The 26,036-nt window shown below is 67.9% G+C and carries 21 protein-coding genes, 1 tRNA gene and 1 pseudogene; 8 read left to right on the forward strand and 15 right to left on the reverse strand.

All coding sequences use genetic code 11. The annotated features are described in order from the left end of the window. Positions 1–115 precede the first annotated feature (115 nt). Positions 116–379, forward strand: a pseudogene (locus KBY66_RS13275) (type II secretion system F family protein); the annotation flags it as partial. On the opposite strand, the gene KBY66_RS13280 reads toward KBY66_RS13275, so the two are convergent. Then, complete coding sequence (locus KBY66_RS13280) at positions 372–1,643, reverse strand: NAD(P)/FAD-dependent oxidoreductase (protein WP_255090121.1); 1,272 nt, start codon at positions 1,641–1,643, stop codon at positions 372–374. The pseudogene KBY66_RS13275 and the gene KBY66_RS13280 sit on opposite strands and share 8 nt — an antisense overlap. A 6-nt stretch (positions 1,644–1,649) precedes the next feature. Here KBY66_RS13280 and dusA point away from each other — a divergent pair, with 6 nt between their 5' ends. After that, positions 1,650–2,660: a tRNA dihydrouridine(20/20a) synthase DusA gene (dusA, locus tag KBY66_RS13285; protein WP_255090094.1), complete on the forward strand. Its 1,011-nt coding sequence runs from the start codon at positions 1,650–1,652 to the stop codon at positions 2,658–2,660. Between the two features lie 8 nt (positions 2,661–2,668). On the opposite strand, the gene argH is transcribed toward dusA, so the two are convergent. The 6 genes from argH to KBY66_RS13315 all read right to left on the reverse strand — a co-directional run bounded on the left by argH (position 2,669) and on the right by KBY66_RS13315 (position 9,382). After that, entirely contained in the window at positions 2,669–4,129 is a 1,461-nt protein-coding gene (gene argH, locus KBY66_RS13290) for an argininosuccinate lyase (RefSeq protein WP_255090095.1), read from the reverse strand. 37 nt (positions 4,130–4,166) lie between these two features. Continuing rightward, positions 4,167–5,465 (reverse strand): PP2C family protein-serine/threonine phosphatase, encoded by a 1,299-nt coding sequence (locus KBY66_RS13295; RefSeq protein WP_255090122.1) that lies wholly within the window; start codon positions 5,463–5,465, stop codon positions 4,167–4,169. 229 nt (positions 5,466–5,694) lie between these two features. After that, entirely contained in the window at positions 5,695–7,227 is a 1,533-nt protein-coding gene (ftsY, locus tag KBY66_RS13300; RefSeq protein WP_255090096.1) for a signal recognition particle-docking protein FtsY, read from the reverse strand. Between the two features lie 23 nt (positions 7,228–7,250). Further along, entirely contained in the window at positions 7,251–7,862 is a 612-nt protein-coding gene (nusB, locus tag KBY66_RS13305) for a transcription antitermination factor NusB (RefSeq protein ID WP_255090097.1), read from the reverse strand. A gap of 31 nt (positions 7,863–7,893) precedes the next feature. Further along, complete coding sequence (locus tag KBY66_RS13310; protein WP_255090098.1) at positions 7,894–8,646, reverse strand: DUF502 domain-containing protein; 753 nt, start codon at positions 8,644–8,646, stop codon at positions 7,894–7,896. A gap of 85 nt (positions 8,647–8,731) precedes the next feature. Further along, positions 8,732–9,382 (reverse strand): HpsJ family protein, encoded by a 651-nt coding sequence (locus tag KBY66_RS13315; protein WP_255090099.1) that lies wholly within the window; start codon positions 9,380–9,382, stop codon positions 8,732–8,734. A gap of 31 nt (positions 9,383–9,413) precedes the next feature. Between KBY66_RS13315 and queG the strand changes: the two genes are divergently transcribed. The 3 genes from queG to KBY66_RS13330 all read left to right on the forward strand — a co-directional run bounded on the left by queG (position 9,414) and on the right by KBY66_RS13330 (position 13,863). Further along, positions 9,414–10,382: a tRNA epoxyqueuosine(34) reductase QueG gene (gene queG / locus KBY66_RS13320; protein ID WP_255090100.1), complete on the forward strand. Its 969-nt coding sequence runs from the start codon at positions 9,414–9,416 to the stop codon at positions 10,380–10,382. A 26-nt stretch (positions 10,383–10,408) separates the two neighbouring features. After that, positions 10,409–11,332, forward strand: coding sequence for a tetratricopeptide repeat protein (locus tag KBY66_RS13325; protein ID WP_255090101.1), 924 nt, complete (start codon positions 10,409–10,411; stop codon positions 11,330–11,332). 77 nt (positions 11,333–11,409) lie between these two features. Then, positions 11,410–13,863, forward strand: a complete 2,454-nt coding sequence (locus KBY66_RS13330) for a DNA topoisomerase (ATP-hydrolyzing) subunit A (RefSeq protein ID WP_255090102.1) — start codon at positions 11,410–11,412, stop codon at positions 13,861–13,863. A gap of 7 nt (positions 13,864–13,870) precedes the next feature. On the opposite strand, the gene modB is transcribed toward KBY66_RS13330, so the two are convergent. The 5 genes from modB to KBY66_RS13355 form a co-directional block, all read right to left on the reverse strand. Then, positions 13,871–15,724, reverse strand: a complete 1,854-nt coding sequence (gene modB, locus KBY66_RS13335; RefSeq protein ID WP_255090103.1) for a molybdate ABC transporter permease subunit — start codon at positions 15,722–15,724, stop codon at positions 13,871–13,873. Next, entirely contained in the window at positions 15,711–16,451 is a 741-nt protein-coding gene (modA, locus tag KBY66_RS13340) for a molybdate ABC transporter substrate-binding protein (protein ID WP_255090104.1), read from the reverse strand. The genes modB and modA overlap by 14 nt, the downstream gene beginning before the upstream one ends. Before the next feature lie 330 nt (positions 16,452–16,781). Further along, positions 16,782–18,218: a flavin monoamine oxidase family protein gene (locus KBY66_RS13345; RefSeq protein WP_255090105.1), complete on the reverse strand. Its 1,437-nt coding sequence runs from the start codon at positions 18,216–18,218 to the stop codon at positions 16,782–16,784. 133 nt (positions 18,219–18,351) lie between these two features. Next, entirely contained in the window at positions 18,352–21,321 is a 2,970-nt protein-coding gene (gene ileS, locus KBY66_RS13350; protein ID WP_255090123.1) for an isoleucine--tRNA ligase, read from the reverse strand. Between the two features lie 81 nt (positions 21,322–21,402). Further along, complete coding sequence (locus KBY66_RS13355; RefSeq protein ID WP_255090106.1) at positions 21,403–22,143, reverse strand: Coq4 family protein; 741 nt, start codon at positions 22,141–22,143, stop codon at positions 21,403–21,405. Between the two features lie 165 nt (positions 22,144–22,308). Between KBY66_RS13355 and KBY66_RS13360 the strand changes: the two genes are divergently transcribed. Further along, positions 22,309–22,968: a TetR/AcrR family transcriptional regulator gene (locus KBY66_RS13360; RefSeq protein ID WP_255090107.1), complete on the forward strand. Its 660-nt coding sequence runs from the start codon at positions 22,309–22,311 to the stop codon at positions 22,966–22,968. Here KBY66_RS13360 and KBY66_RS13365 read toward each other — a convergent pair whose 3' ends face one another. Beyond that, entirely contained in the window at positions 22,969–23,565 is a 597-nt protein-coding gene (locus tag KBY66_RS13365) for a Ycf66 family protein (protein ID WP_255090108.1), read from the reverse strand. Between the two features lie 54 nt (positions 23,566–23,619). Here KBY66_RS13365 and KBY66_RS13370 point away from each other — a divergent pair. Beyond that, positions 23,620–23,701, forward strand: a tRNA-Leu gene (locus tag KBY66_RS13370). Here KBY66_RS13370 and KBY66_RS13375 read toward each other — a convergent pair. Next, on the reverse strand, positions 23,683–24,543 hold the full coding sequence (locus KBY66_RS13375) for an amino acid ABC transporter substrate-binding protein (RefSeq protein WP_255090109.1): 861 nt from the start codon (positions 24,541–24,543) through the stop codon (positions 23,683–23,685). The genes KBY66_RS13370 and KBY66_RS13375 overlap by 19 nt on opposite strands. Positions 24,544–24,728: 185 nt before the next feature. On the opposite strand from KBY66_RS13375, the gene KBY66_RS13380 reads away from it, so the two are divergent. Continuing rightward, positions 24,729–24,926 (forward strand): hypothetical protein, encoded by a 198-nt coding sequence (locus KBY66_RS13380; protein WP_255090110.1) that lies wholly within the window; start codon positions 24,729–24,731, stop codon positions 24,924–24,926. Positions 24,927–24,948: 22 nt separating this feature from the next. Here the strand turns inward: KBY66_RS13380 and pstS are convergent, their stop codons facing one another. After that, the gene (gene pstS, locus KBY66_RS13385) at positions 24,949–25,989 is read right to left on the reverse strand and encodes a phosphate ABC transporter substrate-binding protein PstS (RefSeq protein WP_255090111.1); all 1,041 of its coding nucleotides are present in this window, start codon (positions 25,987–25,989) and stop codon (positions 24,949–24,951) included. Positions 25,990–26,036 lie beyond the last annotated feature (47 nt).

The following is a 26,036-nucleotide window of genomic DNA, read 5'->3' on the forward strand; positions in this document are numbered from 1 at the left end:
TTTTTGGCCGTGGACTGCTCGTAATCACCAAAGCCGAGCTGCTTGATGCCCATGAACCCTGTTCACGCCTGCGATCACACGGCCATTCTCGCGCAGGGTGGTGGGGTTTTCCAGAGTCTCCCTAAGCGTGGCGCTCTCGCGCAAACGGGTCTTTCCGGAGATGGCCCTCAGCATGCTGGAGATCGGTGAGGAAACAGGCGAAATGGACAAGATGCTCTCCAAGGTCGCTGACTTCTACGAAGACGAGGTGGCGGCGGCGGTGAAGGTCATCACCGCCCTGCTGGAGCCGGTGATGATCGTGCTCGTCGGCATCATCGTGGGTGCGATCCTGCTGGCGATGTACCTACCGATGTTCTCGATCTTCGACAAGATCAAATAGAGGCTGCCGCAGCCGCGATCGCCGATCCCGCCAGCCAACCGGAGCTCCAGCAGTGCTGGAAGTTGAAGCCGCCGGTCACCCCGTCCACATCAAGCAGTTCACCGGCGAAGTAGAGACCGGGGTGGCGGCGGCTTTCCATCGTGGCGAAGTTCACCTCCCCCAGGGCCACGCCTCCGGCGGTCACGAACTCCTCGCCGAAGGGGCCGCGACCGCTCACCGCGTAGCGGCTGGCGCGCAGGGCCACCACCAGGCGCTGCTGCTCCAGGCGACTCAGGTCGGCCCAGCGCTTCTCCTGGTTGACCTGGTGGCTGGCGAGCAGGTGGAGCCACAACCGCCGGCTCAGCTCAGGCCAGGGGCGCCAATTGGCCAGCTGGCGCTTGGCCTGCTCCCGTCGCGCGGTGGCACAGGCCGCCTCCAGCTCAGCGACGGACCTGCCACCACTCCAGTCGATGCGCAGCTCGGCGCGATAGTCCTCCTCCTTGAGGGCACGGGCTGCGAAGGCCGTGAGCCGCAGGGTGGCCGGACCACTCAGCCCCCAGTGGGTGATTAGGGCCGGACCCCGTTGGCGGAAGCGCCGCTCAGCCAGCACCAGCTCCAGCTCGACCGGATCCATCACCACGCCACTGAGCTGTGCCAGGGGATTGGCCTCCAGAGCCAGGGTGAACAGGGAAGGCACCGGTGCCACCACGCCGTGGCCCAGCTGGCCGGCCAGGTACCTGCCACTGGGGTGGCCACCGGTCGCCAGCAGCAGCCGGGCGCAACGCAGGCGCTCCTGGCCACGCCCCGCCGCATCAGCAGTGAGCCGCAACTGCAGAGCAAAACCCCCTTCGCCCAGGGCCTCAACAGCCCGGAGCGATGCCCCCCGCCAGAGGGTGACCCCAGCCGTTGCCGCCGCCGTCTCCAGAAGCTGGGCAACGGAGCTGGATCGATTGCTGCGGGGAAACAGCCGTCCGTCCGGTTCTTCCACCAGCTCCAGGCCCCGCTGGGCAAACCAGGCCAGGGTGTCGCCGGTGGCAAAGCGATTGAACGGGCCCCGCAGGGCTTTGCCTCCCCGGGGGTAATGGCCCACCAGGGCCTTGGGGTCCCAGCAGGCGTGGGTGACATTGCAACGGCCACCGCCACTGATCAGCACCTTGCCAAGCGCCTGGGGGGTGGCCTCCAGCAGCAACACCCCGGCCACCCCCTGCTCCGCAGCGGTGATGGCGGCCATGAAGCCGGCCGGTCCGCCGCCGGCCACCACCAGGGAACGGTCGAAGGGCAGCATGGGGGGATGGGAGAGGGGCACGGCCAGGGGGCGGCCGCAACGGCCGCGTATCGCTTCAGTGTGGCGCCGATGATGGACTGCACCGATCGGCACTTCCGGGTGCTGATGCGGCAGATCACCCGCCGGAGCCTGCTCTACACCGAAATGGTGGTGGCTCAGGCCCTGCATCACGGCCGCCGGGACCCCCTGCTCGATTTCGATCCCTGCGAAAAGCCGCTGGCCCTGCAGGTGGGAGGCGATGATCCGGTTTTATTGACGGAAGCGGCGCAGCTGGCGGCGGCCTGGGGCTACGACGAAATCAACCTGAACGTGGGCTGCCCCAGTGAGAGGGTGCAGAAGGGGCGATTTGGAGCCTGCCTGATGGCTGATCCCGAGCAGGTGGCCCGCTGTGTGGAAGCAATGGCCACGGCCAGCTCCTTGCCGGTGACGGTGAAACACCGCATCGGCATCGACGCGCGAGATTCCTACGCCGAGCTGCTCCAGTTCGTGGACACCCTGGCCGCCGCTGGTGCCGCCCGCTTCAGCGTGCACGCCCGCAAGGCCTGGCTCTCGGGCCTCGACCCGAAGCAGAACCGCACCATCCCGCCGCTCCGCTACGACCTGGTCCACCGGCTCAAGCGGGAGCGGCCCGGGCTCCGCTTTGAGTTGAACGGGGGCCTGCAGGAGCTGGCCGACTGCAAGACCCAGCTGCAGCACATCGATGGTGTGATGGTGGGGCGTGCCGCCTATGACCACCCCCTGCGCTGGGGGCGGGTGGACCAGGAGCTGTTCGGCGCGATCGCCCGGCAGAGCCCCTCGGCCTCCGCGGTGCTGCGGGGCCTGATCCCCTACGCCAGCCGTTGGTGCGACGGCGGTGGCAGGCTCTGGCCGATCGCCCGCCACCTGGTGCATCTGGTCGAGGCGGTGCCGGGGGCGCGCCATTGGCGGCGGCGGCTGGGTGAAGCGGCGGGCGCCAGAACCGCAGGCCCCGAGGTGCTCGATCAGGCGGCCGCGGCCCTGGAGCAGCAAGGCCTATGAAGCAGGACCTAGGGGGGTGGGCCCGCCGGCAGATCGGGGCGGGGCCCGGTGCCCAGCCGCAGGCGGGCCAGACGCAACTGTTCGTTCACCTGGTCGAATCCCGTGCCGCCCTCGCTGCGCCGGGCTGCCACCACCTGGCGGGGCTTGATCGCCGCGTAGACGTCGGCAGCGAAAGCGGAATGGAGCCGCTGCCAACGCTCCAGGGGTAAATCGCGCAACAGGATCCCCTCGGCCAGGCAGGCTTTCACCAGCCCTCCCACCAGCTGGTAGGCCTCCCGGAAGGGCACACCCCTGACCACCAGATAGTCGGCCACATCGGTGGCATTGGAGAAATCGGCTGCCACGGCCTCCTCCAACCGCTCGGGCCGGAAGGTGATGCCCTCCTCGATCAGGATCGCCATCGCCTCCAGACAGTCTTCGGTGGTGCGCACCACATCGAAGAGGGCCTCCTTGTCCTCCTGGAAGTCCTTGTTGTAGGCCAGGGGCAGGCCCTTGATCATCACCAGCAGACCCTGCAGATGGCCGAACACCCGGCCGGTCTTGCCCCGCACCAACTCCGGCACATCCGGGTTCTTCTTCTGGGGCATCAGGCTGCTGCCGGTGGCGCAGCGGTCGGTGAGGCGCACGAAGCCAAACTCCTCGCTGGCCCAGAGGATCACCTCCTCGGCCAGGCGGCTGAGGTGGGCCAGGATCAGGCTGGCGGCGGCGCTGAACTCGACGGCGAAGTCCCGGTCGCTGACCGCATCGAGGCTGTTGGCATAGATCGCCTCGAAACCCAGCTCCGCAGCGGTCTGGCGACGATCAATCGGCACGGGGGTGCCGGCCAGGGCGGCGGCTCCGAGCGGGCAGATGTTCACCCGCCGGCGCACGTCGGCCAGCCGCTGCCGATCGCGTTCGGCCATCTCCACGTAGGCCAGCAGATGGTGGGCCAGGCAGAGGGGCTGGGCCCGCTGGAGGTGGGTGTACCCGGGAATCAGCGTGTCGGCGTGGGTTTCGGCCTGGCCCAGCAGGGCACGTTGAAAGCGCCGTAGCGACTCGTCGAGGCCATCGATCCTCTGGCGCAGCCAGAGGCGCAGGTCGGTGCCCACCTGGTCGTTGCGGCTGCGGCCGGTGTGGAGCTTCTTGCCCAGCGGACCGAGCAGCTCGATCAGGCGCCGCTCCACGGCGAAATGCACGTCTTCGGCTTCGAGGCCGGGGCTGAAGCGGCCGGCGGTGGCTTCAGCCCGCACCAGCTCCAGCCCCTCGATCAACTGGTCGGCCTCGGCGCCGGTGATCACGTCGCAGCGACCGAGCATGCGGGCGTGGGCGATCGAGCCGTCGATGTCCTGGGGCAGCAGGGCGATGTCGAAGCCGATCGAGGCGTTGAAGCGCTCGATCGCCGGATGCAGGCCCTGCTCGAAGCGATCACTCCAGCCGGCGGCCGTGCCGCCGGTCACCCCGCTGGACGGTTCAGACCTCTCTGCTGTCATCAACGCCGGCCCCGGCCCAGCCGCTCAGCTTGCCGCATCAACCTGGCAGGGATGGCAGACTGACCTCCTCGCGCACCTTCAACACCACCATCGAGGCGTCGTCATCGAGCGGACGGCCCACCCCCACGAACCGATCCAGCCGGGAGAACAACTGATTGAGGATGACCTGGGCGCTGAGGCCGGATTGGCTTGCGGCCTGCAGGCTGCGGATCAGGCGAGCCTCATCGAAGCGTTCTCCGCCCAGGCCAGTGGCTTCGCTGACCCCATCGGTGTAATAAAGGATCACATCCCCGGGCTCGAGCACCACCTGCTCACAGCCGTACTCCGCTTCGAGCTGCAGACCGATCAGCAGCCCGGGAGCGTCGAGCCGCTCGACGCGGTAGCCCTGGCGCCGGCAGATCAGCGGCGGATTGTGGGCCGCGTTGGCATAGCGAAGCACCCGGGTGAGGGGATCGAAATCGGAGTAGAAGAGCGTGACGAAACGATGGGAATGGGCCAGATCTTCCTGGGCCAGCTGGTTGAGGTCGTGGAGGATGCGGTCGGGGGGGAGACCACTCAGCACTTCGGCGCGCAGCATGCCGCGCAGCAGGGTCATCAGCAGGCCGGCCGGCACCCCCTTGCCCATCACATCCCCCATCACCAGCGCCCAGGGAGAGGTTTCCCGCTGCCGGCCGAGGCGGTGGGGTTGGGTGGGGATGAAGTCGTAATAGTCACCTCCCACCTCGAAGGCTGGCCGGCAGCGGGCGGCCAGCTCGATCCCCTCGATCACCGGGCAGTGGTCCGGAAGGAGCTGGGCCTGGATCTCGGCACCGGTGCTGAGCTGGCGGTCGAGCCGCTCATGGCGACGGCTGTCCTCCTGGAGCCCGTCGTTCTCGATGGCCACGCCGGTGAGATCTGCCACCAGCTGGAGATGGCGGCGATGCACCTCGCTCCAGCTCATTCCGTCGCTGGAGCCAAACACATACAGCCGCCCCCACGCCTGGGTTCGCGCCACCACGGAGGTGCCGAACACAGGGGCATCGCCCAGCAGCATGCCCACCTGCCGGTCCAGTCGCTCGGCGTCCAGGGGTTGATCGGCCACCGCGGCGAGCTGGCGCAGCAGCTCCGCGCAGCGATCGGCCGGGGAGCCATGTAACTGCTCCTTCCAAAGGCTCCCGTCGGCATGGAACACCACCAGCAGGCTGCCCTCGGCACCCACCAGGCGGGAGCTCACCAGGGGCACCAACTCGAGAAAGCGGCTCAGATTGGTGAAGCTGCGCAGGGTGAAACCGAGCGAAGCGAGCAACTCCTGGTTGCGTCGCTGTTCGCGGCTGAGGCTGTCGAGCAGCTGCCGCATCGATGCCGCCGCCGAGAGCGACGGGTGGGGCCGCGGCGGTGGGGGCGGCAGCCGTGACGGCACCAGTGGCTTCGGTGCGCGGCTCAACAGGGCAGTCAACTTGAGGATGAACGTTAGCAAGTTTTCAGTTGGTCCCCTGCAGAGCAGGCGGCTGGGCGGACGCCGCCATCCAGGTGAAGGGAGTGGACCCGGAGGGCGACCGGGAACCTGCCAGCCGGTGAGCACTCGGCTATCGCGCTAGCAGCGCCTCGACGAACTCGAAGCCGTTGAAGGGGCGCAGGTCGCGGATGCCTTCGCCGGCACCGATGAAGCGAATCGGCAGACCGGCTTCCGAGGCCACCGCCAGGGCCACGCCGCCACGGGCGCTGCCGTCGAGCTTGGTGAGCACCACGCCGGTGAGGCCGGCGGCGCTGGCGAAGGCCATCGCCTGGCGCAGGCCGTTCTGACCCTGGCTGGCATCGAGCACCAGCAGCGATTCCACCGCCGCCTCCGGAGCCAGCTTGCCGATGATGCGGCGCACCTTGGCCAGCTCCTCCATCAGGTTGTGCTTGGTCTGAAGCCGGCCGGCGGTGTCCACCAGCACCAGCTCGGTGCCCTTCGCCTTGGCGGCGCCGATCGCATCGAACACCACGGCGGCCGGATCGGCGTTGGCGCTGGGGTTGGCGATCACCGCCACGCCGCTGCGCTCGCCCCAGATCGTCACCTGCTGCACGGCGGCGGCGCGGAAGGTGTCGGCGGCGGCGATCAGGCAGCTGTAGCCGCTGCGCACGGCCAGGTTGGCCAGCTTGCCGAGGGTGGTGGTCTTGCCCACCCCGTTCACCCCCACCAGCAGCCACACGTTGAGGCGATCGCGCTCGGGGGCCAGCAACTCCTTACCGCTGGCTGTGATCGGTTGCTCCAGCAGGGTCCGCAGCTGCTCCTTGAGGAAGCGGAATCCCTCGGCAGGGTCCACCACCTCCCGGTTGAGGCGTTGACGCAGGGCCTCCAGCACCCGATCGGTGGCGCTCACCCCCACGTCGGCCCTCAACAGGAGGCTTTCGAGCTCGTCGAGCACCTCGGGGGTGAGCGGATCGTCGCCAAGGGTTTCGAGCAGCTGGGCCACGAAGCCCTGACGGCTTTTCTCCAGGCCTCTGCGCAGGCGGCCGAGCCAGTCGATCTCCTCGAGCGACACCTGGTCGGGCCGGCGCCCCTGGGCCGCCAGCACCTCCGCCGACCAGCTGAATTCGGCATCGAAGCTGCCTAGCCGTGGCGCCGTCTCGTCGGTTTCGGAAGCGGGCCGCGGGGCTACGGCGGAAGGAGTGGCCGGCGCCCCTGGGCTCGCTTTGGCCAGAAGCTCTGCCTGCCGTTGCGCGCGACCCGCCGCCGCCTGCTCCAGCAGGGACAGCCCCGGGCTGGAGGGCTGGGCTGGGGGTGGGGGTTCAGGACTGGAATCCAGGCCAGGCTCGCAGACTGGCGCAGGCTCCGGCTGAGACTCAGGCTCCAGCTGTTGTTCAGCTTGCTGTTCGGCCTGTTGTTCGGCTTTGAGGCGGGCATAGGCCTTGCGGGCCCAGGCCAGGGCCTCCTGATCCACGGTTGCCTTCGGTGACACCGGCTCGACGGTGGCTTTTGGCTCGCTGACGACGGGGACAGGGGGGGATTCGGCGATAGACGGCCCGGCCAGCTCGGCGGTGAGGTCCGGCGCGGATCCAGGGGCCACCGCGGGAACGTCGTCTAAGGGAGCTTCTAGAGGGGCGGCTTTGCGCTTGAACCAGTCGAACACCATGGCTTGCTCGGAAGTATCTGGGCTCAGCGGGCTGTGATCAATCGCCGCAGGACACCGTTGATCATGCGGCGTCCCTGCTCGTCGCTGTAGCGGTTGGCTAGCTCCACCGCCTCGTTGCAGGCCACGGCGGCGGGCGTGCCGAAGCTGTGCAAGTCCACCGCCGCCAGGCGCAGGATGTCGCGATCGATGCGGGGCAGGCGGGTCAACCGCCAACCCTCCATCACCCCATCGAGCTGTCGGTCGAGCTCCTCGCGGCGCTCCAGCACGGCCCGGGCCCGGTCGATGGCGCCCCGGCGGATCTCCTCCTGGTCGGCCAGCATCAGCAGGCGAGGCAGTTCGAGACCGGCGGAGAGGCGATTGATCGCCTGCTCGGCATGGCTCAGACCGCTCTGAAGGTGCTCGCGCACCCGCGGCAGCTGGGCTTCGTCATCGATGAGTTCACTGTCGAGCAACTGCTGCTGAGCGTGCTGCAGGTCGAGGGCGGAGTGGTCGAGCGCCTCACGCACATGCTGGCCGAGGCTGGTGAGGGCCTGCTGCAGCAGGGCATCGAGGGGCAGGTCGGCGGCGGGCAGGCGGTCATGGATCTGGCCAAGCATCAGCAGGGCCAGTTCACGGGAAACGGATCGACTCTGCATCAAACAAGCGCAACGAGGGGCTTGAGCGGACTCAGGCCTTGGTGGGGGGGGTGGAGGAAAACACCGGAGCGCGCAGCTGGGAGAGCAGGCTGGAGAAGCTGCGGCTGGCCGTGCTGGCCCGCTCGTCGTCGGGGCTGACGATGCCTGCCGAAATGATCGTGCGGAAGGCATCCTCCACCGAAAGATCGACGTCACGGACGCCACTTTCAGGCACCACCGCATACCAACCGGTGGTGGGATTGGGGGCTGTGGGGATGAACACGCTCAACATCGGCTCCTGGAAGCCACTCTGCACGGCAGCACCGATCACGCCGGTGACGAACCCAACGGCGAACAGGCCCTCCCGTGGATACTCCACCAGCACCACCCGGCGAAAGCGGGTGGAGTTGTCACGGAAGACCGTTTCGAGCAGTTGCTTGAGCGTTTTATAGACCGATCCGGCCAGCGGGATGCGCTGCAGGGTTCCTTCGCCGAAATCGAGGAGCCAACGGCCGACGATGTTGCGGGCCATCAAGCCGATCAGCAGGATGGCCAGCAAGGGGACCAGCAGCCCGACCCCCAGGTTGATCAGATCCTGAAGGAGCGGATTGAGGGTGTTGAACGGATTGAACTGCTTCGGAATCGTGGTGAGAAAGGCCAGCACGAAGCGGCTCACCGTGGTGGCCAGCCAGATGGTGGTCGCCAGGGGAATGACCACCAGCAGACCGGCGATCAGATCATTCTTGAGGTCCTGCTGCAGGCGTCCCCCCAGTGGCTGATCCGATCGTGGATTGGATTGAACCAACGGATGGGGCCCGGCAAACCGGCGATTCGAATGCTGCCCCCAACCTAGCCAGCCAGCGGCCGGGACCGCCCACGGGGGAACGGCGTCAGAGCACGGCGGCCAGGGCCACCAGGGCGAAAGCCACCGCCATCAGCACGGCGGTGGCGGTGCCGCTGTACAGCCGCTGGTTGAGGGCGACGCCACTGGCCCTCTCCTCCTGCTTGAGCTGTTGCTCCATCTGCTGGAGCTGGCGGTCGATGAAGCCTCGGGCGGCCTGGAGCTTCTGATCGGCGCTGGCCTGGGGCGGCACCTGGCCGGCCTGCTCCGCCTGGCGGATCAACTGCTCGATCACCTGGGGATTCTTGCTCTGCTGCCGGGCCATCTCCAGCTGGCTGCGCTTCGCCGCCAGGGCCTGGTCGGCCTGGGCGGTCAGCGCCCCATCCCCCGTGATCGACAGCGGCACAGCCACGGCCAGGGCCAGCGCCAGCAGCGCCGCCACCGCCATCACCAGCCAGCGCAGGGGGGTGCGGGGCTGATCCGGGTGATCGAGGCGGGAGCCGAACAGCACCAGCAGCAGACCCACCAGCGCCATCGGCGACTGGCTGATCAGCCGCTCCAGCACCAATTGGACGAAGGCCTGCTCCCCCCAGTTGCCCAGGACGGCCACCGCCATCACCTGAAGCACCAGCAGCGCGACCAGGGTGAGGCCGAGCCACCTCAAGAGGTAGCCGAGCCGGCCAGGGGCGAGTGTGCTCACAGCAGAATGGTGAAGTGCCAGAACTTTACGGGTGAGCTCAGGTCCCGAACAGGCGCGGGCGGGGGCCGGAGCACTGGCCCTGGAGCTCAAGCGGCAAGCCGGCGCCCTGGGTTTCGAGCCGACGGGCATTGCCGCCGTGCCGGCCGGCGAGCGAATGCAGCTGCGCACCGCCTCCCTGCAGCGCTGGCTGGCGGCCGGCCACCAGGCCTCGATGGACTGGATGGCCGATCCAAAGCGTCAGCGGATCGAGGCCCTGCTGCCCGGGGTGCGCAGCCTGCTGGCGGTGGGGCTGAATTACCACGTGGCCGCCGAGCGGATGGCCGGAACCCTGGCCGTGGCTCGCTACGGCTGGGGCCGCGACTACCACCGGGTGATCGATGGCCGCCTGCGTCAGCTGGGGCGTTGGCTTGAGCACCAGGCCCCAGGGGTGCGCTGGCGCGCCTGCGTCGACAGCGCCCCTCTCCTGGACAAGGCCTGGGCCGAGCAGGCCGGCCTGGGCTGGATCGGCAAGAACGGCAACCTGATCCACCGACGGCGGGGCTCCTGGTTCCTGATCGGTCACCTGCTCACCAACCTGGAGCTGCCGGCCGACGCCCCGGCCGAACCCCTTTGCGGCAGCTGCAGCCGCTGCCTCGACGCCTGCCCCACCGGCGCCATCCCTGAACCGTTTGTGGTGGATGCCCGCCGCTGCATCGCCTTTCACACGATTGAGAACCGCGATCCCGCGTTGCCGGCGGCGATCAGCGCCGCCATGGGGCCCTGGGTGGCCGGCTGCGACATCTGCCAGGACGTGTGCCCCTGGAACCACCAACCCCTGATCAGCAGCGCCGATCCGGATCTGCAGCCGCGGCCCTGGTTGTTGAACCTGAAGGCGGAGGAAGCCATGGGCTGGAGCGATGAGGACTGGGACCACCGGCTGCGCGCCTCCGCCCTGCGCCGCCTCAAACCGTGGATGTGGCGCCGCAATCTTCTGGCCAGCGGCGGCAGAGAGGGCCCCTAGGCTGGAATCTCGATTGATCGGCTTGCATGGCACCGCGCTGGTTCAGCACCCTGGCGGCGGCTCCGATGGCCCTGGCCATGGTCACGGGCGTGTCCACCGCCGTGGCGGCAGCGGCCCTACCGGCGCGGGCCGTGATCCCATACGTCTATCTGCCCCGATCTGAAGAACTGGAGTCGGCTGGTCTGGGCATCGCCCAGGCGGCCAGCCGGCTGCTGCGGCTGGGCCAGGCCGAGGATGCCGCCCGCTTGGCGGGCCTGACCGTGCAGCTGTTGCCCAACGATCCCCGCGGCTGGGTGTTGCTGGCGGAGGCCCAGCTGCGCAGCAACCAGACGAAGCAGGCCGGGGTTTCCCTGGCCCGGGCCAAACAGCTCGACCCCAGCAACCCGGGCATCTGGTTCGCGGAGGGTTCCCTCGCCCTGCGGGATGGGAAGCCGCAACAGGCCGCCGGCTTGCTGGAGAAGGGGCTCCGGTTCGACGGCAAGAACGCCGGAGCCCATTTCGACCTGGGCAACGCCCAGCTGATGCTGAGCAATCCCAACGGCGCCCTGGTGGCCTTCAAGCGCGCCGCGGAGCTGCGCAAGGACTTCTGGGAGGCGATCAACAACCAGGGGCTGGTGCTCTATGAGCTCGGTCGCCCTGAGGAGGCGATCGAGCGCTGGCGCCGTTGCCTGACGATCAACGGCAAGGCGGCGGAACCGATGCTGGCCCTGGCTACGGCCTTGAACGCCAGTCCGGCCAGCCGGCAGGAGGCCCGGCAACTGGCGGGCTCGGCCCTGGCGATCGAGCCGAATTACGTGCTCGAGGCCTTCCAGAAGGAGCAGCTCTGGGGCCCCCGTCTGCGCAGCAGCACCAGGGCCCTGCTCAGCCAGCCGGAACTCAAAGGCGCCGTCGATCGGGCCAACGCCAATGCCACCGGTACCACCGATTCCGGCGACGACGAGGAGAAGTAGGGACACCTCCGGAGCCCTGGACTGCCCAGACGGGATCTGTAGGCTGAGCCCCTTCCGCCCTGAGACCCCAGACCCGGATGGCTGAGGAGCGCGTTCTGCCGATTTCCCTGCATCAGGAGATGCAGCGCTCCTACCTCGAGTACGCGATGAGCGTGATCGTGGGACGGGCCCTTCCAGATGTCCGCGATGGGCTCAAACCGGTGCAGCGACGCATCCTCTTCGCCATGCAGGAGCTGGGCCTCACCCCGGATCGGCCCTACCGGAAATGCGCCCGGGTGGTGGGCGACGTGCTCGGCAAGTACCACCCCCACGGCGACCAGGCCGTTTACGACGCCCTGGTGCGCCTGGCCCAGACGTTCTCCAGCCGCCATCCCCTGCTCGACGGCCACGGCAACTTCGGCTCCGTCGATGACGACCCGCCGGCGGCGATGCGGTACACCGAGATTCGGTTGGCGCCAATTGCCAACGAAGGCCTGCTCGATGAGATCAGCAGCGACACCGTCGATTTCGCCCCCAACTTCGACGCCTCCCAGCAGGAACCGACGGTGCTGCCGGCCCTGCTCCCCTTTCTGCTGCTGAACGGCTGCACCGGCATTGCCGTGGGCATGGCCACCAGCATCCCGCCCCACAACCTGGCCGAAGTGGTGGATGCCCTGATCGCCCTGATCCGCAAGCCCGATCTCAGCGACGACAAGTTGCTGGAGCTGGTGCCCGGACCGGATTTTCCCACCGGCGGCGAGGTGCTCACCGGCAGCGGCGTCCGCGACACCTATCTGAACGGCCGCGGCAGCATTCCGATGCGGGGCGTGGCCCACATTGAGGAGATGCAGCCCGGCAAGGGTCGCCACCGCCGCGGCGCCGTGGTGATCACCGAGCTGCCCTACCAGCTCAGCAAGGCGGGCTGGATCGAGAAGCTGGCCGAGCAGGTGAACGAGGGCAAGATCGGTGGGATCGCCGACATCCGCGACGAAAGCGACCGCGATGGCATGCGGGTGGTGGTGGAAGTGCGGCGCGATGGCGAACCGGAGAAGGTGCTGGCCGAGCTGCAGCGCCGCACCGCCCTGCAGAGCAACTTCGGCGCGATCCTGCTGGCGCTCGTGAACGGTCAGCCCAGACAGCTCAACCTGCGCCAGCTGCTGCAGCACTTCCTCGAATACCGGGAACTCACCCTGGTGCGGCGCACGCGGCATTCCCTCAAGCGCACCGAAGACCGGCTCGAGGTGGTGGAGGGGCTGATCCGCGCCCTCGACTCCCTGCCGGAGGTGATCGAGCGGATTCAAGCCGCTAGCGATGCCGCCGCCGCCAAGGCCAGCCTGCAGGTCCACCTCGATCTGAGCGAGCGCCAGGCCGAGGCGGTGCTGGCCATGCCCCTGCGGCGGCTCACCAGCCTTGAGCAGGACGGCCTGCGCAAGGAGGCCGCCGAGCTGGCCCAGGAACGGGAGCGGCTGCGCCACCTGCTCGACAACCGCCAGTCCCTGCTCGACGCGATGGTGGTGGAGCTGCGCGGCCTCAAGAAGCGCTACGCCACTCCCCGCCGCACCCGGCTGGTGAGCGGCGGCGACGCATTGGTAGCCCAGCGGGCGGCCGCCACCCGTCCCACCACCGAGCTGCAACGGCAGCAGGCGCTCAACGCCCTGCCACCCGACGGACGGCTGTTGATCCAGGCCGACGGCCAGCTGCGGGTGGTGGGAGCCCAGATGCTGGGGCGCCTCCATCTCGACGAAGCCGCCCCAATCGGCGACCATCCGGCACCGGCGCGGCTGATCCTGCCGATCAACACCAAACCTGCGCTGCTGGCCTTCAGTTCCAGCGGCCGGGTGGCCCTGCTGCGCTGGGAGTTCGCCGCCCAGCAAACCGGTGGGATCGAGAAGTTCCTGCCGGAAAGCCTGGCCGGTGATGCGGTGGTCCAGCTGCTTCCACTCAGCCGGGAGCCGCAGGGAAGCCTGGGGCTGCTCAGCAGCGACGGCCGCTTCAAACGCTTGCCGATCGAAACCTTCCTAGACCTCTCCGGCCGCGCCGCCACGGTTCTCAAACTGAAGGACGGCCTGCGCCTCTGCCGGGTGGTGGAGTGCCAGGAGGGCGACGACCTGGTGGTGGCCAGCAGCACCGGCCGCATGCTGCGCCTAGCGGTGAACGACGCCAACCTGCCGGTGATGGGAAAGACGGCCCAGGGGCCTGTGCTGATGCGGCTGTTGCCTGGTGAGGAGGTGGTGGGAGCCGCCTGCGGAGCCGCCAGTGCCGATCTGCTGCTGGCCAGCAGCCTTGGCCAGATCAAGCGCCTGCGGCTCGAGAGCCTTCGGCCCTGCGAGCGGGGCGATCTCGGCCAGATCGGCCTGCGGTTCGAGCGTCGCGAGGATGTCCTCGTGGATCTGCAGCCCACCGCGGCGGTGGTGGCGGCGACGGTGTTGAGTGGGAGGAGCTTCCGCTTGCGGCTGGAGGAGCTGGAACGGCAGGACAGCCTGGGCTCAGGGCAGAGCTTCCCCCTCAAGCCAGGGGAGACGATCAAGGAGCTGGTGCCCCTGTTGGTGTAGGGGACCGTTAGCGATGCAGGGGCATGAGCTGGTCCTGGCGGGCCAGAAGGGTGAGCCGGTCGGGCTGGGAAGCCAGCTCGCGCCAGGATCGCTGGCTCACCTCCACATGAATCGGCTCCAGGGTCGTGGCCGTTGCCCCCTGCGGCACCACATAGACCGAGACCGTGAGGGCCCCCTCGCTGACATCCACCACCCGGCAGGGCCACCGATTGGCGGGGCTTTCCAGGTCTGACGCCGCGAAGGGACGCAGCTCCAGGTGGTTGGCACGAATGCCGATGGAGGTGGTGTCCCTGGGCCAGGGATGGTCCCGGTCCAGGGCAATCCCCCAGGCCGGCGCCCAAAGTTGGTGACGCGTGCGCCACTCCACCCGGGTGATGTTCTTGCAGCCGGTTAGGCGAGCCACTTCTCTGGAGAGCGGCTGATCGAAGACCCGGCGCTTCGGAGCATGGGTGAGCAACTGGCCCCGGCCGATCACCAGCAGCTCCTCGCTGAGGCGGTAGGCCTCGTCCATGTCATGGGACACCAGCAGCGAGGGAACCCCTGATGCGTCGAGGACTTCGAGCATGTGGCGTTGGAGCTGCCTGCGCCGATGGGTGTCCTGGGAGGAGAAGGGCTCATCGAGCAGCAGCAGGTGCGGCTGGGTGACCAGGGCGCGGGCCAGGGCCACCCGTTGCTGCTGGCCTCCGGAGAGCTGGTCGGGGAAACGGTGGGCGAAGGGCAGCAGGTTCAGCGCTTCCAGTTGCACCCGGACCTGCTGCCGGCGGCGGGCCCGATCCCGAACAGCCAGGCCGAACGCCACGTTCCCCGCCACCGTGAGATGGGGGAACAGAGCGTAGTGCTGGAAGACGACGGCAATCCGCCGCTGCTGCAGGGGCCGATCGATCCCCAGGTCGCTGTCAAACAGCACCTGGCCGTTGAGGCAGATCCGCCCCCGGTCGGGGCGCTCCAGGCCGGCCAGGCAGCGCAGCAACAGGCTCTTGCCGGCGCCGGAGGCGCCGAGGATCGCCACCCGGGAGCAGGTGGTTTCGAACTGCAGGTGCAGCCGAAACGGGCCGTGGCGCCGGGCAAGATCCACCTGCAGGGCAAACGGTCGATCGCCAAGAGCGGGCTGGGCCGCCATGGTCTGGCCGGGCGTTGTTTGAGTGGGTGGAAGCTCTGCGGATGCTGGCTGCGCCGATCCAGCGACCGATCGCCACCGCGCACCGACCAGGATCCGCTGCACCAGGGCCAGGCAGAGGGCATTGAGCAGCAGAACCAGGCCGGTCCAGAACCAGGCCAGACGCAGATCGCCGGCATCGACCGCCGCGTAGATGGCCAGCGGCAGTGTCTGGGTGCGGCCGGGGATGTTGCCGGCCAGCATCAACGTGGTGCCGAACTCCCCGAGCGCCCGGGCGTAACTGAGGCTGATCCCCGCCAACAGCCCCGGCATCGCCAAGGGCAGGGTGATCTCCCGGATCACCCGCAGGGGCGTGGCACCGAGGCTGAGCGCCACCGCCGCCAGGGACGGGTCCGTCTGATCCAGGGCCGCCAGGGCCGTGCGATACATCAGCGGGAAGGAGACCACTGCGGCGCTCAGGACAACGGCCGGCCAGCTGAACACCAGCTGAAGCCCAAGCCGATGCAGCACCTGGCCGATCGGCCCGTAACGACCGAGCAGCTGCAACAGGATGAACCCCACCACCGTGGGCGGCAGGACCAGGGGCGTCAGCAGGAGCAGATCGGCGACGGTGCGGCGAGAACCCTGCCAGCGGTTGACCTGCAGGGCGGCCAGGAAGCCGAGCGGAGCGACGCAAACCACGGCCAACGCGGCGCTGCGCAGGGACAGCCAGAGCGGCGATAGGCTTGGATCAGTGGGATTCAAGTGCTGAGCTGGCCGGCAACGGTGAGAAGCCGTGGCGGAGAAACACCTGGTGGGCGGCTGGTGTGCTGAGCGAATCCAGAAACGCCCTGGCCCGGGCAGGCTGGCGGCTGGCCTTGAGAACGGCGCCCTGATAACGAATGGGGGCGTGACTGGCCGGTGGCGCTGCGGCAACGATCCTCAGGCCTGCCACCTGCAGGGCATCGCTGCGGTAGACGATGCCGGCATCGACATTGCCGGCGGCAACAGCATTGGCGACGGCCCGCACGGACCCCAGCGGGACAAGTTTGGGCTCTACCGCAGCCGTGAGCTTGTAGGACGCCAGGGTCTGCCGGGCGTAGTCACCGGCGGGAACGGTGCGATCACCGATGGCGATCCGGCCGATGGCCTTGCTGCCCAGACCCGAAAAGCTCAAACTCCGGATGGGAGATTGCGACGGAACCACCAGCACAAGCTGGTTGCCGATCAGGTTGCGCCGGGTGCCCGCCAGCAACAGCCCCGCCTTCTGGAGGGCATCCATCGGCCGTGGCCCGGCGGAAAGGAACACATCGACCGGAGCGCCCTGCTGAATCTGTTGCTGCAACACGCCCGAGGCAGCAAAGTTGAAGCGGGGCGTTTCCGCACCCTTTTGCCTGGCAAACGACTGGGCCAGGGCCTGGATCGGCTCTGTCAGGCTCGCCGCCGCGCTGACCAGCAGCGGAGGGGTGGAGGCTGCTCGAACGGCTCCCACGGCAACGAGAGCGGATCCCGCCAGGGCAACGATGATGCGTCTGAACGACTCTCTGCGCGGAGCGTGAATGCACGTCGGCCGCCCCCTTGTCAGCTGGCTCACCTTCAGCTCAGCTCCTTGGTGCCGGGGAGTTCAACTCTACCAACAGATCCACTCCAGCGCTATTGCAAGCGAATGGCAATCGTTGGGCTAGATATTGATCGTCTGCCGGACTTCTCGATGAACACTGATCCTTTGAGGCGGATCTGTTGAGGCAGACAGCATTGATCCGTTGGACTGTTGGTTCACGGGCACGGGCGATTCAAACCCCTGATTCATCCTGCCGCTGCCTCAGGGCAGAGCCAAACAACTCAGAACCTCCAGGGCTGCCCGCTCCCCGGATTCCAGCGCCCCCTCCATGTAGCTCCTCCACTGGCTGGCCGTCTCGGTGCCGGCGAAGTGCACACGGCCGATCGGTTCCGCCAGGACCGGCTGCTGGGCCTCCTGGCAACCCAGACCCAGCCGGGAGGCGTAGCCACCCTGGGCCCAGGGGTCCTCCATCCAGTCGATCGAATGGAAGACCAACGGGGCCGCTGGAACCTCGCCCAGGGACTGGCGGATGTGCTCCAGGATGAGCGCCTGGCGCGGGCCAGGCTCCAGGGCCGCCAGCCGCTCGGCGCGGGAGGCCGTGGCGAAGGCGATCAGGATGCCGGGGGAGCCCGCCGGGTTCGATCCATCGGCCAGATGTTCGATGAGCCCCTCTGGATCCACCACCTGGCCACTGAGGCCGGCTCGGCGCCACCAGGCCTCGCCGTAGACGATCACCGTCTTGACCACACGCCCTTTCACGATGGCGCCGCGGTACCACTGGGCCCGGCGGGCCAGCTCGGCATCAAGCGCTATCGAAGCGAGCAGCTGGGGCGGGAGGGCGAGGATCACCCGCCGAGCCCGCAGCTGACCCTGGCGTGTGGTGAGCCTGACCGCACCGGCTTCCTGGTGAACGGCCAGTACCGGTGTCGCCAGCTCCAATTCGGCGCTGAGCCCACTGGCCAGTCGCCGGGCGATGGCCATGGCGCCTCCCGGCAGGAAGGTGTGCTCGGCCCGGGCCAGGGCCGCCAGCCCGCCGATGTTGGCGAGTTGCTGGATCACCTCGTAACAGGACACCTCCTGGACCGACGCGCAAACGCCCTCCTCGACGGTCAGGCCTACCGCGTCGCGACCCTCCTGTGTCCACGCCTTCGCTTCCAGCCAGGTCGCGACGGGCAGGGCATCGAGAGCCTGCCGCCGCGCTTCGGTTTGAGCCGAGGGAACGGCCAGCTGCCGGGCCTGTCGCTCCCGCCGAAGCAGGATCTGAAGTTCATCCAGCTTCGCCAGCCAGGTGGAGGGAGAGAAGCCGCGGGATGGAACCGGGTCGCCGCTCTCGATCCGGAGGGCCGTGCCCATGGAGTGGCTCTGGGCGGTGGCGAGGCCGAACTCCTTGACCAGGGCCTGGATGCGCCGCTGCCCCGGGGCGATCCACTGGGCGCCGAAATCGATCCAGGCGCTGTCTCCCAGCGGCTGGCTCCAGACACGGCCGCCCACCCCGTCTCGTGCCTCCAGCAAGCGGACCGAAAACCCGCCCCGCTTGAGCTCTCGGGCGGCCATGAGGCCGGCCAGGCCGGCGCCCACCAGCGCCGCCTCGCATTTCTCCTCATAGTCATAGAGGGCATTGAACTGTGGGAAGGAAAGCCCTTCCTGGAACTGGATGAGGTTGCGGGGCCCATGACTGGGGTGGTAACTAAATACCATCAAATTCCCGAGCCGGGCCTTTGCGGAGCTTCCTGAGAAATCAAGTGACGCCTAGGCCAGGCTCACCAGGTGTGGACGTCCGCCGTGATGCCAGACCCGCGCCGCGAGTTTCCGATCACGCCCTGCCGATTGTTCAGCCGTCGCGCCCCTCGCCTGGCAGTGTGTCGAGGATGGCGTGGCAACGGCCGCAGATCCGTCCGCGGATGTTCTCGTTGAGCGCGTGATCCTTGACGTCCGTTTCGAAGTGCCAGCAGCGTTCGCATTTCTCGCCATGGGCTCGGGAGATCAGGATCCTCAGGTCGTCGTCATTGGCTTCCGCCAACACCGATTCAGCCACCACCGATTCCGCCAACGGCTCGGCCGGTGGAGCCCCAACAACCTGCAGCTCCGACACCAGAAACCAGTCGGCCAGGTTGTCGACCTCGGGGTGAGGACTGGTCTCGAGCCAGGCGAGGACAAGCCGCAGCGATGTAGCCTTCGGCCCTTCCCCCAATTCGATCTGCACATGAGCTTCCAGGGATGAGCCGAGCGAGGGGCGAGAATCTTGTGGGTGCGTCATTCCCACCTGCTTTTTCCGGCAATCCTCCATGAGGCGATTGACCATTGAGCGCAGCTCCCGAAAATCGTGAATTGCGACTCTCTGCTTCTGAGGAATCACCCACTCCTGTGGAACATGAGGCCAGCCCCGCTCGAACACCGAGGGTTCCGCCACCGGATAGGGCAGGTTCTTCCAGATGTCCTCGGCCATGTGGCAAAGCACCGGTGCGATCAGGCCAGCCAGCCTCTCCACCACCAGGGCCATCACCGTCTGGCAGCTGCGGCGGCGGAAGGACCCAGGCGCACTCACATAGAGCCGGTCCTTGGCGATGTCGAGATAGAAATTGGAAAGATCGACCACGCAGAAGTTCTGCAACGCCTGGAAGAAGCGGTAGAACTCGTAGCGCTCGAAATCGCCGCTGACCTCCTCGATCAGGGTTGCGGTGCGCTGCAGCATCCAGCGATCCAGCAGCGGCAGCGCCTCGATCGGCACGGCATCGCCCCCCTCACCCTGGGGCCTGGGATCGAAATCGTGCAGGTTGCCTAGCAGGTAGCGCGCGGTGTTGCGCACCTTGCGGCTCACATCCGCCAGCTGTTTGATGATCCCAGGGCCTAAAGGCACGTCGGCGGAATAGTCGACAGAGCTCACCCACAGGCGCAGCACATCGGCGCCGTAGGCGGGCTCCTGTTTCTCGTTGTTCCCCCCCTCCACGATCACCACCGGGTCCACCACATTGCCCAGGGACTTGCTCATCTTGCGCCCCTTCTCGTCGAGGGTGAAGCCATGGGTGAGCACCCGCCTGTAGGGAGCTTGTCCGTTGACCGCCACGGAGGTGAGCAGGCTGCTCTGGAACCAGCCGCGGTGCTGGTCGGAGCCCTCCAGGTAGAGATCGGCGGGGTAATTGAGCGTGGTGGTGGCCTCGCCCTCCAGCCCCCCTAGCACCGCCGCCCAGGAGGAGCCGGAGTCGAACCACACGTCCATGGTGTCGGTGCCCTTGCGCCACAGGTGGGCCTCGGCGGCGTGTTCCGGCGGCAGCAGCTCCGATTCGTCTCTCTCCCACCACACATCGGATCCGTGCGCGGCGATCAGGCCCTGGATGTGATCGAGCGTGGCCTCGTTGAGCAGCACCTCGCCGCTTTCGCGGTGAAAGAACACGGGGATCGGCACGCCCCAGGTGCGCTGGCGCGAGATGCACCAGTCGCCCCGTTCCCGCACCATCGCCTCGATGCGGTTGCGGCCGCTGGCCGGCAGCCATTCCACCGCGGCGATCGCGGCGAGCGCTTCGGCGCGGAACCCCTCCACCGAGGCGAACCACTGCTCGGTGGCGCGGAAGATCGTCGGCTTCTTGGTGCGCCAGTCGTAGGGGTAGCGGTGGGCGTAGGTCTCCTGCTTGAGCAGGGCGCCGGCCCCCTCCAGCGCCGAGATGATCGCCGGGTTGGCGTCCTTGAGCACGTTCAGCCCCGCGAACGGGCCCGCTTCGGCGGTGAGCGTGCCGCCCTCATCCACCGGGCAGAGCACGGGCAGGCCCGCCTTGCGGCCGGTGTTGAAGTCGTCAACGCCGTGGCCCGGCGCCGTGTGCACCAGGCCAGTGCCGGCCTCGGTGGTGATGTAGTCGCCGCCGATCACCACCGGGCTGGTGCGCTCCATCAGCGGATGGCGGTAGCCCATCCCCTCCAGTTCGGCCCCCTTGAGCGACAGCAGAGGCTCCAGCGGCAGCCCCAGCCGCTCCCTCAGGCTCTCCACCAACGCGCTGGCCACAATCAGATGGCGGCCCGGCTCCACCCGGCACACCGCGTAGTCGAGCGCCCCGTTCACCGACACCGCCAGGTTGGCGGGCAGGGTCCAGGGGGTGGTGGTCCAGATCGCCACCGCCAGCGTGCCCGGTGCCGGGTGGGTGGCGTCGTGTTCGCCGGTGAGGCCGATGGCGGTGAGCCGGGCGCCCAGGCCACCCGGCAGGCTCACCACCGGAAACGCCACGTAGACGCTCGGGGAGGTGTGGCCGTCGGGGTATTCCAGTTCGGCTTCGGCGAGGGCCGTGCGGGAACTCGGGCTCCAGTGCACGGGCTTGAGGCCCCGGTAGATGTGGCCGGCCAGCACCATCTGGCCGAACACAGCAATCTGGGCCGCCTCGTACTGCTTGCTCAGGGTGAGGTAGGGCTGGTCCCAGTCGGCCCAGATGCCCCAGCGGCGGAAGCCCGCCTTCTGGCCTTCCACCTGCTCGAGCGCGTAGGCGTGGGCCCTCCGGCGCAGATCGATGGGAGTGAGGGCGCGCCGTTCCTCGCTGCCCATGGCCTGCAGCACCTTGAGTTCGATCGGCAGGCCGTGGCAGTCCCAGCCAGGAACGAATCGGGCCCGCCGACCGCGCAGCAGGGCGTGCTTGTTGATGATGTCCTTGAGGATCTTGTTGAGCGCGTGCCCCACGTGCAGGGTGCCGTTGGCATAGGGAGGCCCGTCATGCAGGGTGAAAACCGGACCCGGATTGCTGGCGCTGAGCCGCTCGTAGATCCGCCGCTCCGCCCAGAACGCCTGCAGCTCGGGCTCGCGCGTCTTGGCGTTGGCCCGCATCCCGAAGGGGGTCTGCAGCAGGTTCAGCGTGTCCTTGTAGGACACCGGCGGGGCGGTCACGGTGCCTGGGGGGGAGAGCAATCAAGGATTATCGACCCCGGCTGCATCGGCGGCACCCTGGCGGCCGGGCGCGGCGACCAGGGTCTGGGCGGGGAGCAGGTTCAGCTCCTGCCGCCACTGCTCCAGGGGCTTCTCCCAGCCTTCCTCCCAGCGCTGGGCGAACAGGGGCCGGGCCCGTTGGCCCATCTGCAGCCCGGTGTGGATCGCCTGAACCAGTGCCGGCAGCTCTTTGGCCTCAAAGATCGTGGTGGAGAGCAGCGCCTGGGCCGTGAGCACTGCTGCCAGGGGGTAGGGGAACTGGGTGAGGTGGAAGGCCTGCAGGCCGATCTCGCCGTTCACGGAGGTGTCGAACCCGGTGACCACGTGCCAGAGGTCGTGGGTCTGGCTGAGCCGCAGTTCCACGTACACGGTGTCGCTGCTGGGCTCCATGCCGGCGTGGAGATTTGGGTCGTAGCCCAGACGGCCCAGCGCGGCGGCGTAGGCATGGCCGAGCGATCCCGCCGGTAGGGCGGCGAGCTGCTCCAGGTTCTGCTCGCCGGGGATCCAGCGCTCGTCGATCAGGGCGGCGCAGGCCGGATCACGGCGCAGGTGTTCCGCCGCCAGGGCGTAGGAGGGGGTGTCCAGCAGGCCCTCGGTAAGGGCCCCCACCAGTTCGAGGCTGCTGTCCCCGGCCGTCATGGCGAGGAAGGTGCCAAGGATGCGGAATAGGGAGGAGGGCGCCTCCGTGGTGAGGTGGGCCAGGGGATCGATGGATCCGGGCATGGAACAGGGCAGGGTGCTGGTCATTGGGCGTTCCGTGGAGGGGGAATGGGGCGGCGAATGCCGAACAAATGTGAGTGGTCCTCACGTCCAGGAAATTATGAGCACTACTCGCGTTTGTCAAGCGGATGCGAGGATTGCTCGTGTTACAAGCCCGCCACCCCGGCAATGGCCGACGCCAGCCCAGCCCTCGGTGAGCCCTCCCCCCTGCGCCGCCAGCCCCGCCAGGCCCGCAGCCAGGAGCGGGTGCGGCGGATCCTTGAGGCGGCCGAGACGTTGTTCGTCGCCGGCGGCGTTGGCGCCACCACCACCAATGCCATCGCCGCCGAGGCCGGGGTGCCGATTGGCTCCCTCTATCAGTTCTTCCCCGACAAGGGGGCGATCCTGCGCCGCCTTGCCCAGCGCTACGGCGAAGAGCTGCACCAGGAACTCGTCGCCTTCGAGCAGGGGGAGGGCCAGGCGCTGCCCTTGGACGCCTACCTCCGGAGCATCGTGGCGCTTACGGATCGCTTCTTCCGCGACCATCCCGGCTACCCCGCCATCTTCATGGATGTGCAGAGCAGCACCGCCGATCTGATCGCCATCGAGGAGGAGGCCGATGCCCGCCTGATCGCCGACTGGTCGGGCGCACTGGTGCAGCGGGCCGCCGCCGAAGGGACCAACCTCAGCGCGGAGGATGGCCGCCTGATCGCCTACGTGCTGGTGAAGGCGATCGGCAATCTGCTGTGGCTCTCGGCCAGCCAGGAGCCTGCCTTCCGCTCCCGGCTGGTGCGGGACACCGCCGAGTTGGCCATCGGCTACCTGCGGCGCCGCATCGCCGCCGGCTGATCAGGGCTCCGGTTCGACGGGCTTCGTCTCTGTGGACGGGGCATGGTCCTGGGCGTCCTTGATCGCCTGTTGCACGAGTACGTCCACCTCCTCAAAGGAGCTCACCACCGTCAGGGGCGGATCAGACAGGACCGCCGATTCCTGCTCGGACGGTTCCGGGCGTACCCAGCGCTTGGTGACCTGCGGGCTTTGGGTGGCCTTTGCGCTCATGCGTTGCTTCAACCAGCCGCCCAGGCTGGAGGAAGAGGCCTGCAACCCGTTGACGAGCTGAGCAAGGGTGGCGCCCAGCTGGCTGAGGCTGGTGCGCCAGCGCTCCTGGGCCCAGAAGCGCTGCCGCTCTTCGTCGCTCAGCTGCCGCCAACGCCCCAGGCTCACCTCGGTGCCCAGGCGCCCGATCAGCAGCCCGCCACAGAGCACGGCCAGCATCGGGGCGCCGCTGAGCCGCTCAGCGCTGGTCACCAGCACCAGGCCGAGCAACAGCACCAGGGCGCCCCAGAAGGCGTCGCGGGGGCGGCTCAGCTCCGGCACCAGCAGCGAAACCAGCAGCACGGTCAGGCCTGCCAGGAGGGCCAGGATTCCGCCGAGGGTGGCAAGCATGGAGAGGGCTCGGGATCAGGGCCATTCTGGGCGCCTCGATACAGTTGGGGCCACGCCCACCTGGCGGAATTGGTAGACGCGCTGGTTTTAGGGTCCAGTGGCTTCGGTCGTGGGGGTTCAAGTCCCCCGGTGGGCATCGACGGGGACCCTCCCGCCCGGGGCCGGGACTGGGGGCACCTCCTCCTTGAGATCCACCATCAGTTGCATGGTTTCGATCGAGAGATCGCGGAGGTCCTGGGTCAGAGGCGCCGCGCTATTCGGACCGAACCACTGATCGAAGATGGCCGTTTCCTTGGGCCGGCCGGCAATGAATCCCTGCATGTAGCGGATCAGCGCCATGTCGACGATGCGCTGAAAGCTGGAATCATTCTGAGGCACCATGCAGGCGATGCCCTCCTTGGAGTAGGCATCCTGAGCCACCTTGAACGGGGCCGGCTGGGGCTGTCGCTGCAGCCAGGAATAGAGCAGGACGCCATCATCAGCAAAGGCGTCGATCTCTCCTGCCTTGAGCGCCCGATAGCCACTGTCCCTGTCGTCGATCCGCACCAGGATCGCCCGGGGTTGCTGCTTGCGAATCGCCACTTCACTGGTGGTTCTCGGCAGCACACCAACCCTTTTGGCCAGCAAGGACTCGGGTGTGGAGAGGTCTGAATCCCGGCGGACCAGCAGCTGGGTGCCGGTGATGCCGTAGCTCACCGAAAAATCAACCTTTCGATCCCGTTCCCAGGTGAAGCTGCTGGCATCGCAGACGAGGCTGACCTCGGCGGCGACCAGCCGGGGAATGCGCTCATCGGTATCCAGCGCCACCAGCTTCAGGCGCACCGGACGGCCCAGCTCGAGGGCCAACTCCGCGGTGATCCGTTGCATCATGTCGATCGAATAACCGACCAACTCTCCAGCCCCATTCCTGTAGGCATAGGGGAAGGCATCCTTGCTGGTTCCCGCCGTTAACACACCGGTTCGGGCAACCTGATCCATCACCGGGCCCGCCTGAGATGGCCCGGCAGCCACCACAGCAGACAGGCAAGCCACGGCCATAAAAATTAGATGAACCAACACTGATATCGTTATGAATTGGCAGCTAAAGTACCATGGGTTCACCGTATGGCCCGTCAGTTTCCCACCCTTCGTTTCTTCCGGCGGCCTCGGGCTCCGCTCCCACCATGTCCCCATCCACCCTTGAGCTGGGCACCGAAGACTGGCGGCGCCTCCGCGATGCGCTGCGGTATCAGGCGCGCGACCTCCATCACCGTTCCTACGCGGTGCCGGCCGACCGCCGTGAGCTCCTCTGGGAGGAGATGGATCGTTGCCTGTCCCTGGCCGGGCGGATCGAGGGACTGATCGTCAGGGAGGAAGCCTGAGGATCGCTGGCTTGCGGGCGGCTCAGTTCTTGATCTTGGCCACCTCAGCCTTGGCCCGCTCGAGCACGTCACCGGTGAGGGGAACGAAGCCGAGCTCGGCCGCCTGCTTCTGGGGTCCTTCGCCCAGGGCCCAGGCCAGGAACGTGCGCACCGCCTCGGCCTTGTCATCCCCCTGGCCGCTCTGGTAGGCGAGGATCCAGGTGAAGGCCACGATCGGGAAGCTGTCCTCGCCGGCAGGATTGCATTCCTCGCCCCCAAGGCGCTCGTCGAGGGGAACCTGGTTCAGGGCGGCCGCCCCGGATTTGGAATCGGCGACCACGAACTTGCCTGCCTTGTTCTGCAGCGCCGCTGGCTTGACGACGCCCCGCAGGAAAGCCTGGTTGACGTAGCCGATTGAACCTGGCGTGTTCTGGATCAACCCAGCCACGCCTTCATTGCCACGGCCGCCCACGCCCACCGGCCAGTTGACGGCAGTGCCGGTGCCCACCTTCGTCTTCCATTCCTCCGAGAAGCAGGAAAGGGAATTGGTGAAGCCGAAGGTGGTGCCAGAGCCATCGGAGCGGTGGGCCACCACGATCGGCCGGGCGGGGCAACCCAGGGCGCTCCAGTTCTTGATCTTGCCCAGGAAGATGTCAGCCAGCTGGGCCTGGGTGAGCTTGAGGTCGGGGCAGTCGGGGTTGTTGTAGGCGGGGCTGATCGTGCCGCCCAGCATCGGGATCTGCAAGGCACCCCGCTTGGCGGCCATGCCTTCCTTGAAGTTCTCGGCAGTCAGGCTCTTATCGGTGGCGCCAAAGTCGACGGAACCGGAGAGGAAGGAGCGCACACCGGTGCCGGACCCCACCGACTGGTAGTTGACCAGATAGCCCTTCTCCGCCTTGTAGTCGGAGGCCCAGCGCTGGTAGGCCGGAGCGGGGAAGGAGGCGCCTGCTCCGTTCACCGAGGGCAGGCGCCTGCCACCACCGCAGCCGGTCGCGGTCAAAGCGACGATGATCAGGCTGATCGGCACGAGCCGGTGCTGGCTTCCCAGCGCCTGGGTCAACCGTTGGGGCAGGAACGGGAACATCGCCAGAGCCGCTGGGGTGATGTAGAGCTAGTCGATTCAACGCTTTG

The sequence above is a fragment of the Synechococcus sp. Tobar12-5m-g genome (assembly GCF_024345415.1).
GTDB lineage: Bacteria > Cyanobacteriota > Cyanobacteriia > PCC-6307 > Cyanobiaceae > Regnicoccus.

What these genes read in the sequence shown, in the direction of transcription:
- KBY66_RS13280 (WP_255090121.1), bottom strand. Translation starts at nt 1,643, where the DNA reads ATGCTGCCCTTCGACCGTTCCCTGGTGGTGGCCGGCGGCGGACCGGCC.
- dusA (WP_255090094.1), top strand. Translation starts at nt 1,650, where the DNA reads ATGGGAGAGGGGCACGGCCAGGGGGCGGCCGCAACGGCCGCGTATCGC.
- argH (WP_255090095.1), bottom strand. Translation starts at nt 4,129, where the DNA reads ATGACAGCAGAGAGGTCTGAACCGTCCAGCGGGGTGACCGGCGGCACG.
- KBY66_RS13295 (WP_255090122.1), bottom strand. Translation starts at nt 5,465, where the DNA reads ATGCGGCAGCTGCTCGACAGCCTCAGCCGCGAACAGCGACGCAACCAG.
- ftsY (WP_255090096.1), bottom strand. Translation starts at nt 7,227, where the DNA reads ATGGTGTTCGACTGGTTCAAGCGCAAAGCCGCCCCTCTAGAAGCTCCC.
- nusB (WP_255090097.1), bottom strand. Translation starts at nt 7,862, where the DNA reads ATGCAGAGTCGATCCGTTTCCCGTGAACTGGCCCTGCTGATGCTTGGC.
- KBY66_RS13325 (WP_255090101.1), top strand. Translation starts at nt 10,409, where the DNA reads ATGGCACCGCGCTGGTTCAGCACCCTGGCGGCGGCTCCGATGGCCCTG.
- KBY66_RS13330 (WP_255090102.1), top strand. Translation starts at nt 11,410, where the DNA reads ATGGCTGAGGAGCGCGTTCTGCCGATTTCCCTGCATCAGGAGATGCAG.
- KBY66_RS13345 (WP_255090105.1), bottom strand. Translation starts at nt 18,218, where the DNA reads ATGGTATTTAGTTACCACCCCAGTCATGGGCCCCGCAACCTCATCCAG.
- ileS (WP_255090123.1), bottom strand. Translation starts at nt 21,321, where the DNA reads ATGCGGGCCAACGCCAAGACGCGCGAGCCCGAGCTGCAGGCGTTCTGG.
- KBY66_RS13355 (WP_255090106.1), bottom strand. Translation starts at nt 22,143, where the DNA reads ATGCCCGGATCCATCGATCCCCTGGCCCACCTCACCACGGAGGCGCCC.
- KBY66_RS13360 (WP_255090107.1), top strand. Translation starts at nt 22,309, where the DNA reads ATGGCCGACGCCAGCCCAGCCCTCGGTGAGCCCTCCCCCCTGCGCCGC.
- KBY66_RS13365 (WP_255090108.1), bottom strand. Translation starts at nt 23,565, where the DNA reads ATGCTTGCCACCCTCGGCGGAATCCTGGCCCTCCTGGCAGGCCTGACC.
- KBY66_RS13375 (WP_255090109.1), bottom strand. Translation starts at nt 24,543, where the DNA reads ATGGATCAGGTTGCCCGAACCGGTGTGTTAACGGCGGGAACCAGCAAG.
- KBY66_RS13380 (WP_255090110.1), top strand. Translation starts at nt 24,729, where the DNA reads ATGTCCCCATCCACCCTTGAGCTGGGCACCGAAGACTGGCGGCGCCTC.
- pstS (WP_255090111.1), bottom strand. Translation starts at nt 25,989, where the DNA reads ATGTTCCCGTTCCTGCCCCAACGGTTGACCCAGGCGCTGGGAAGCCAG.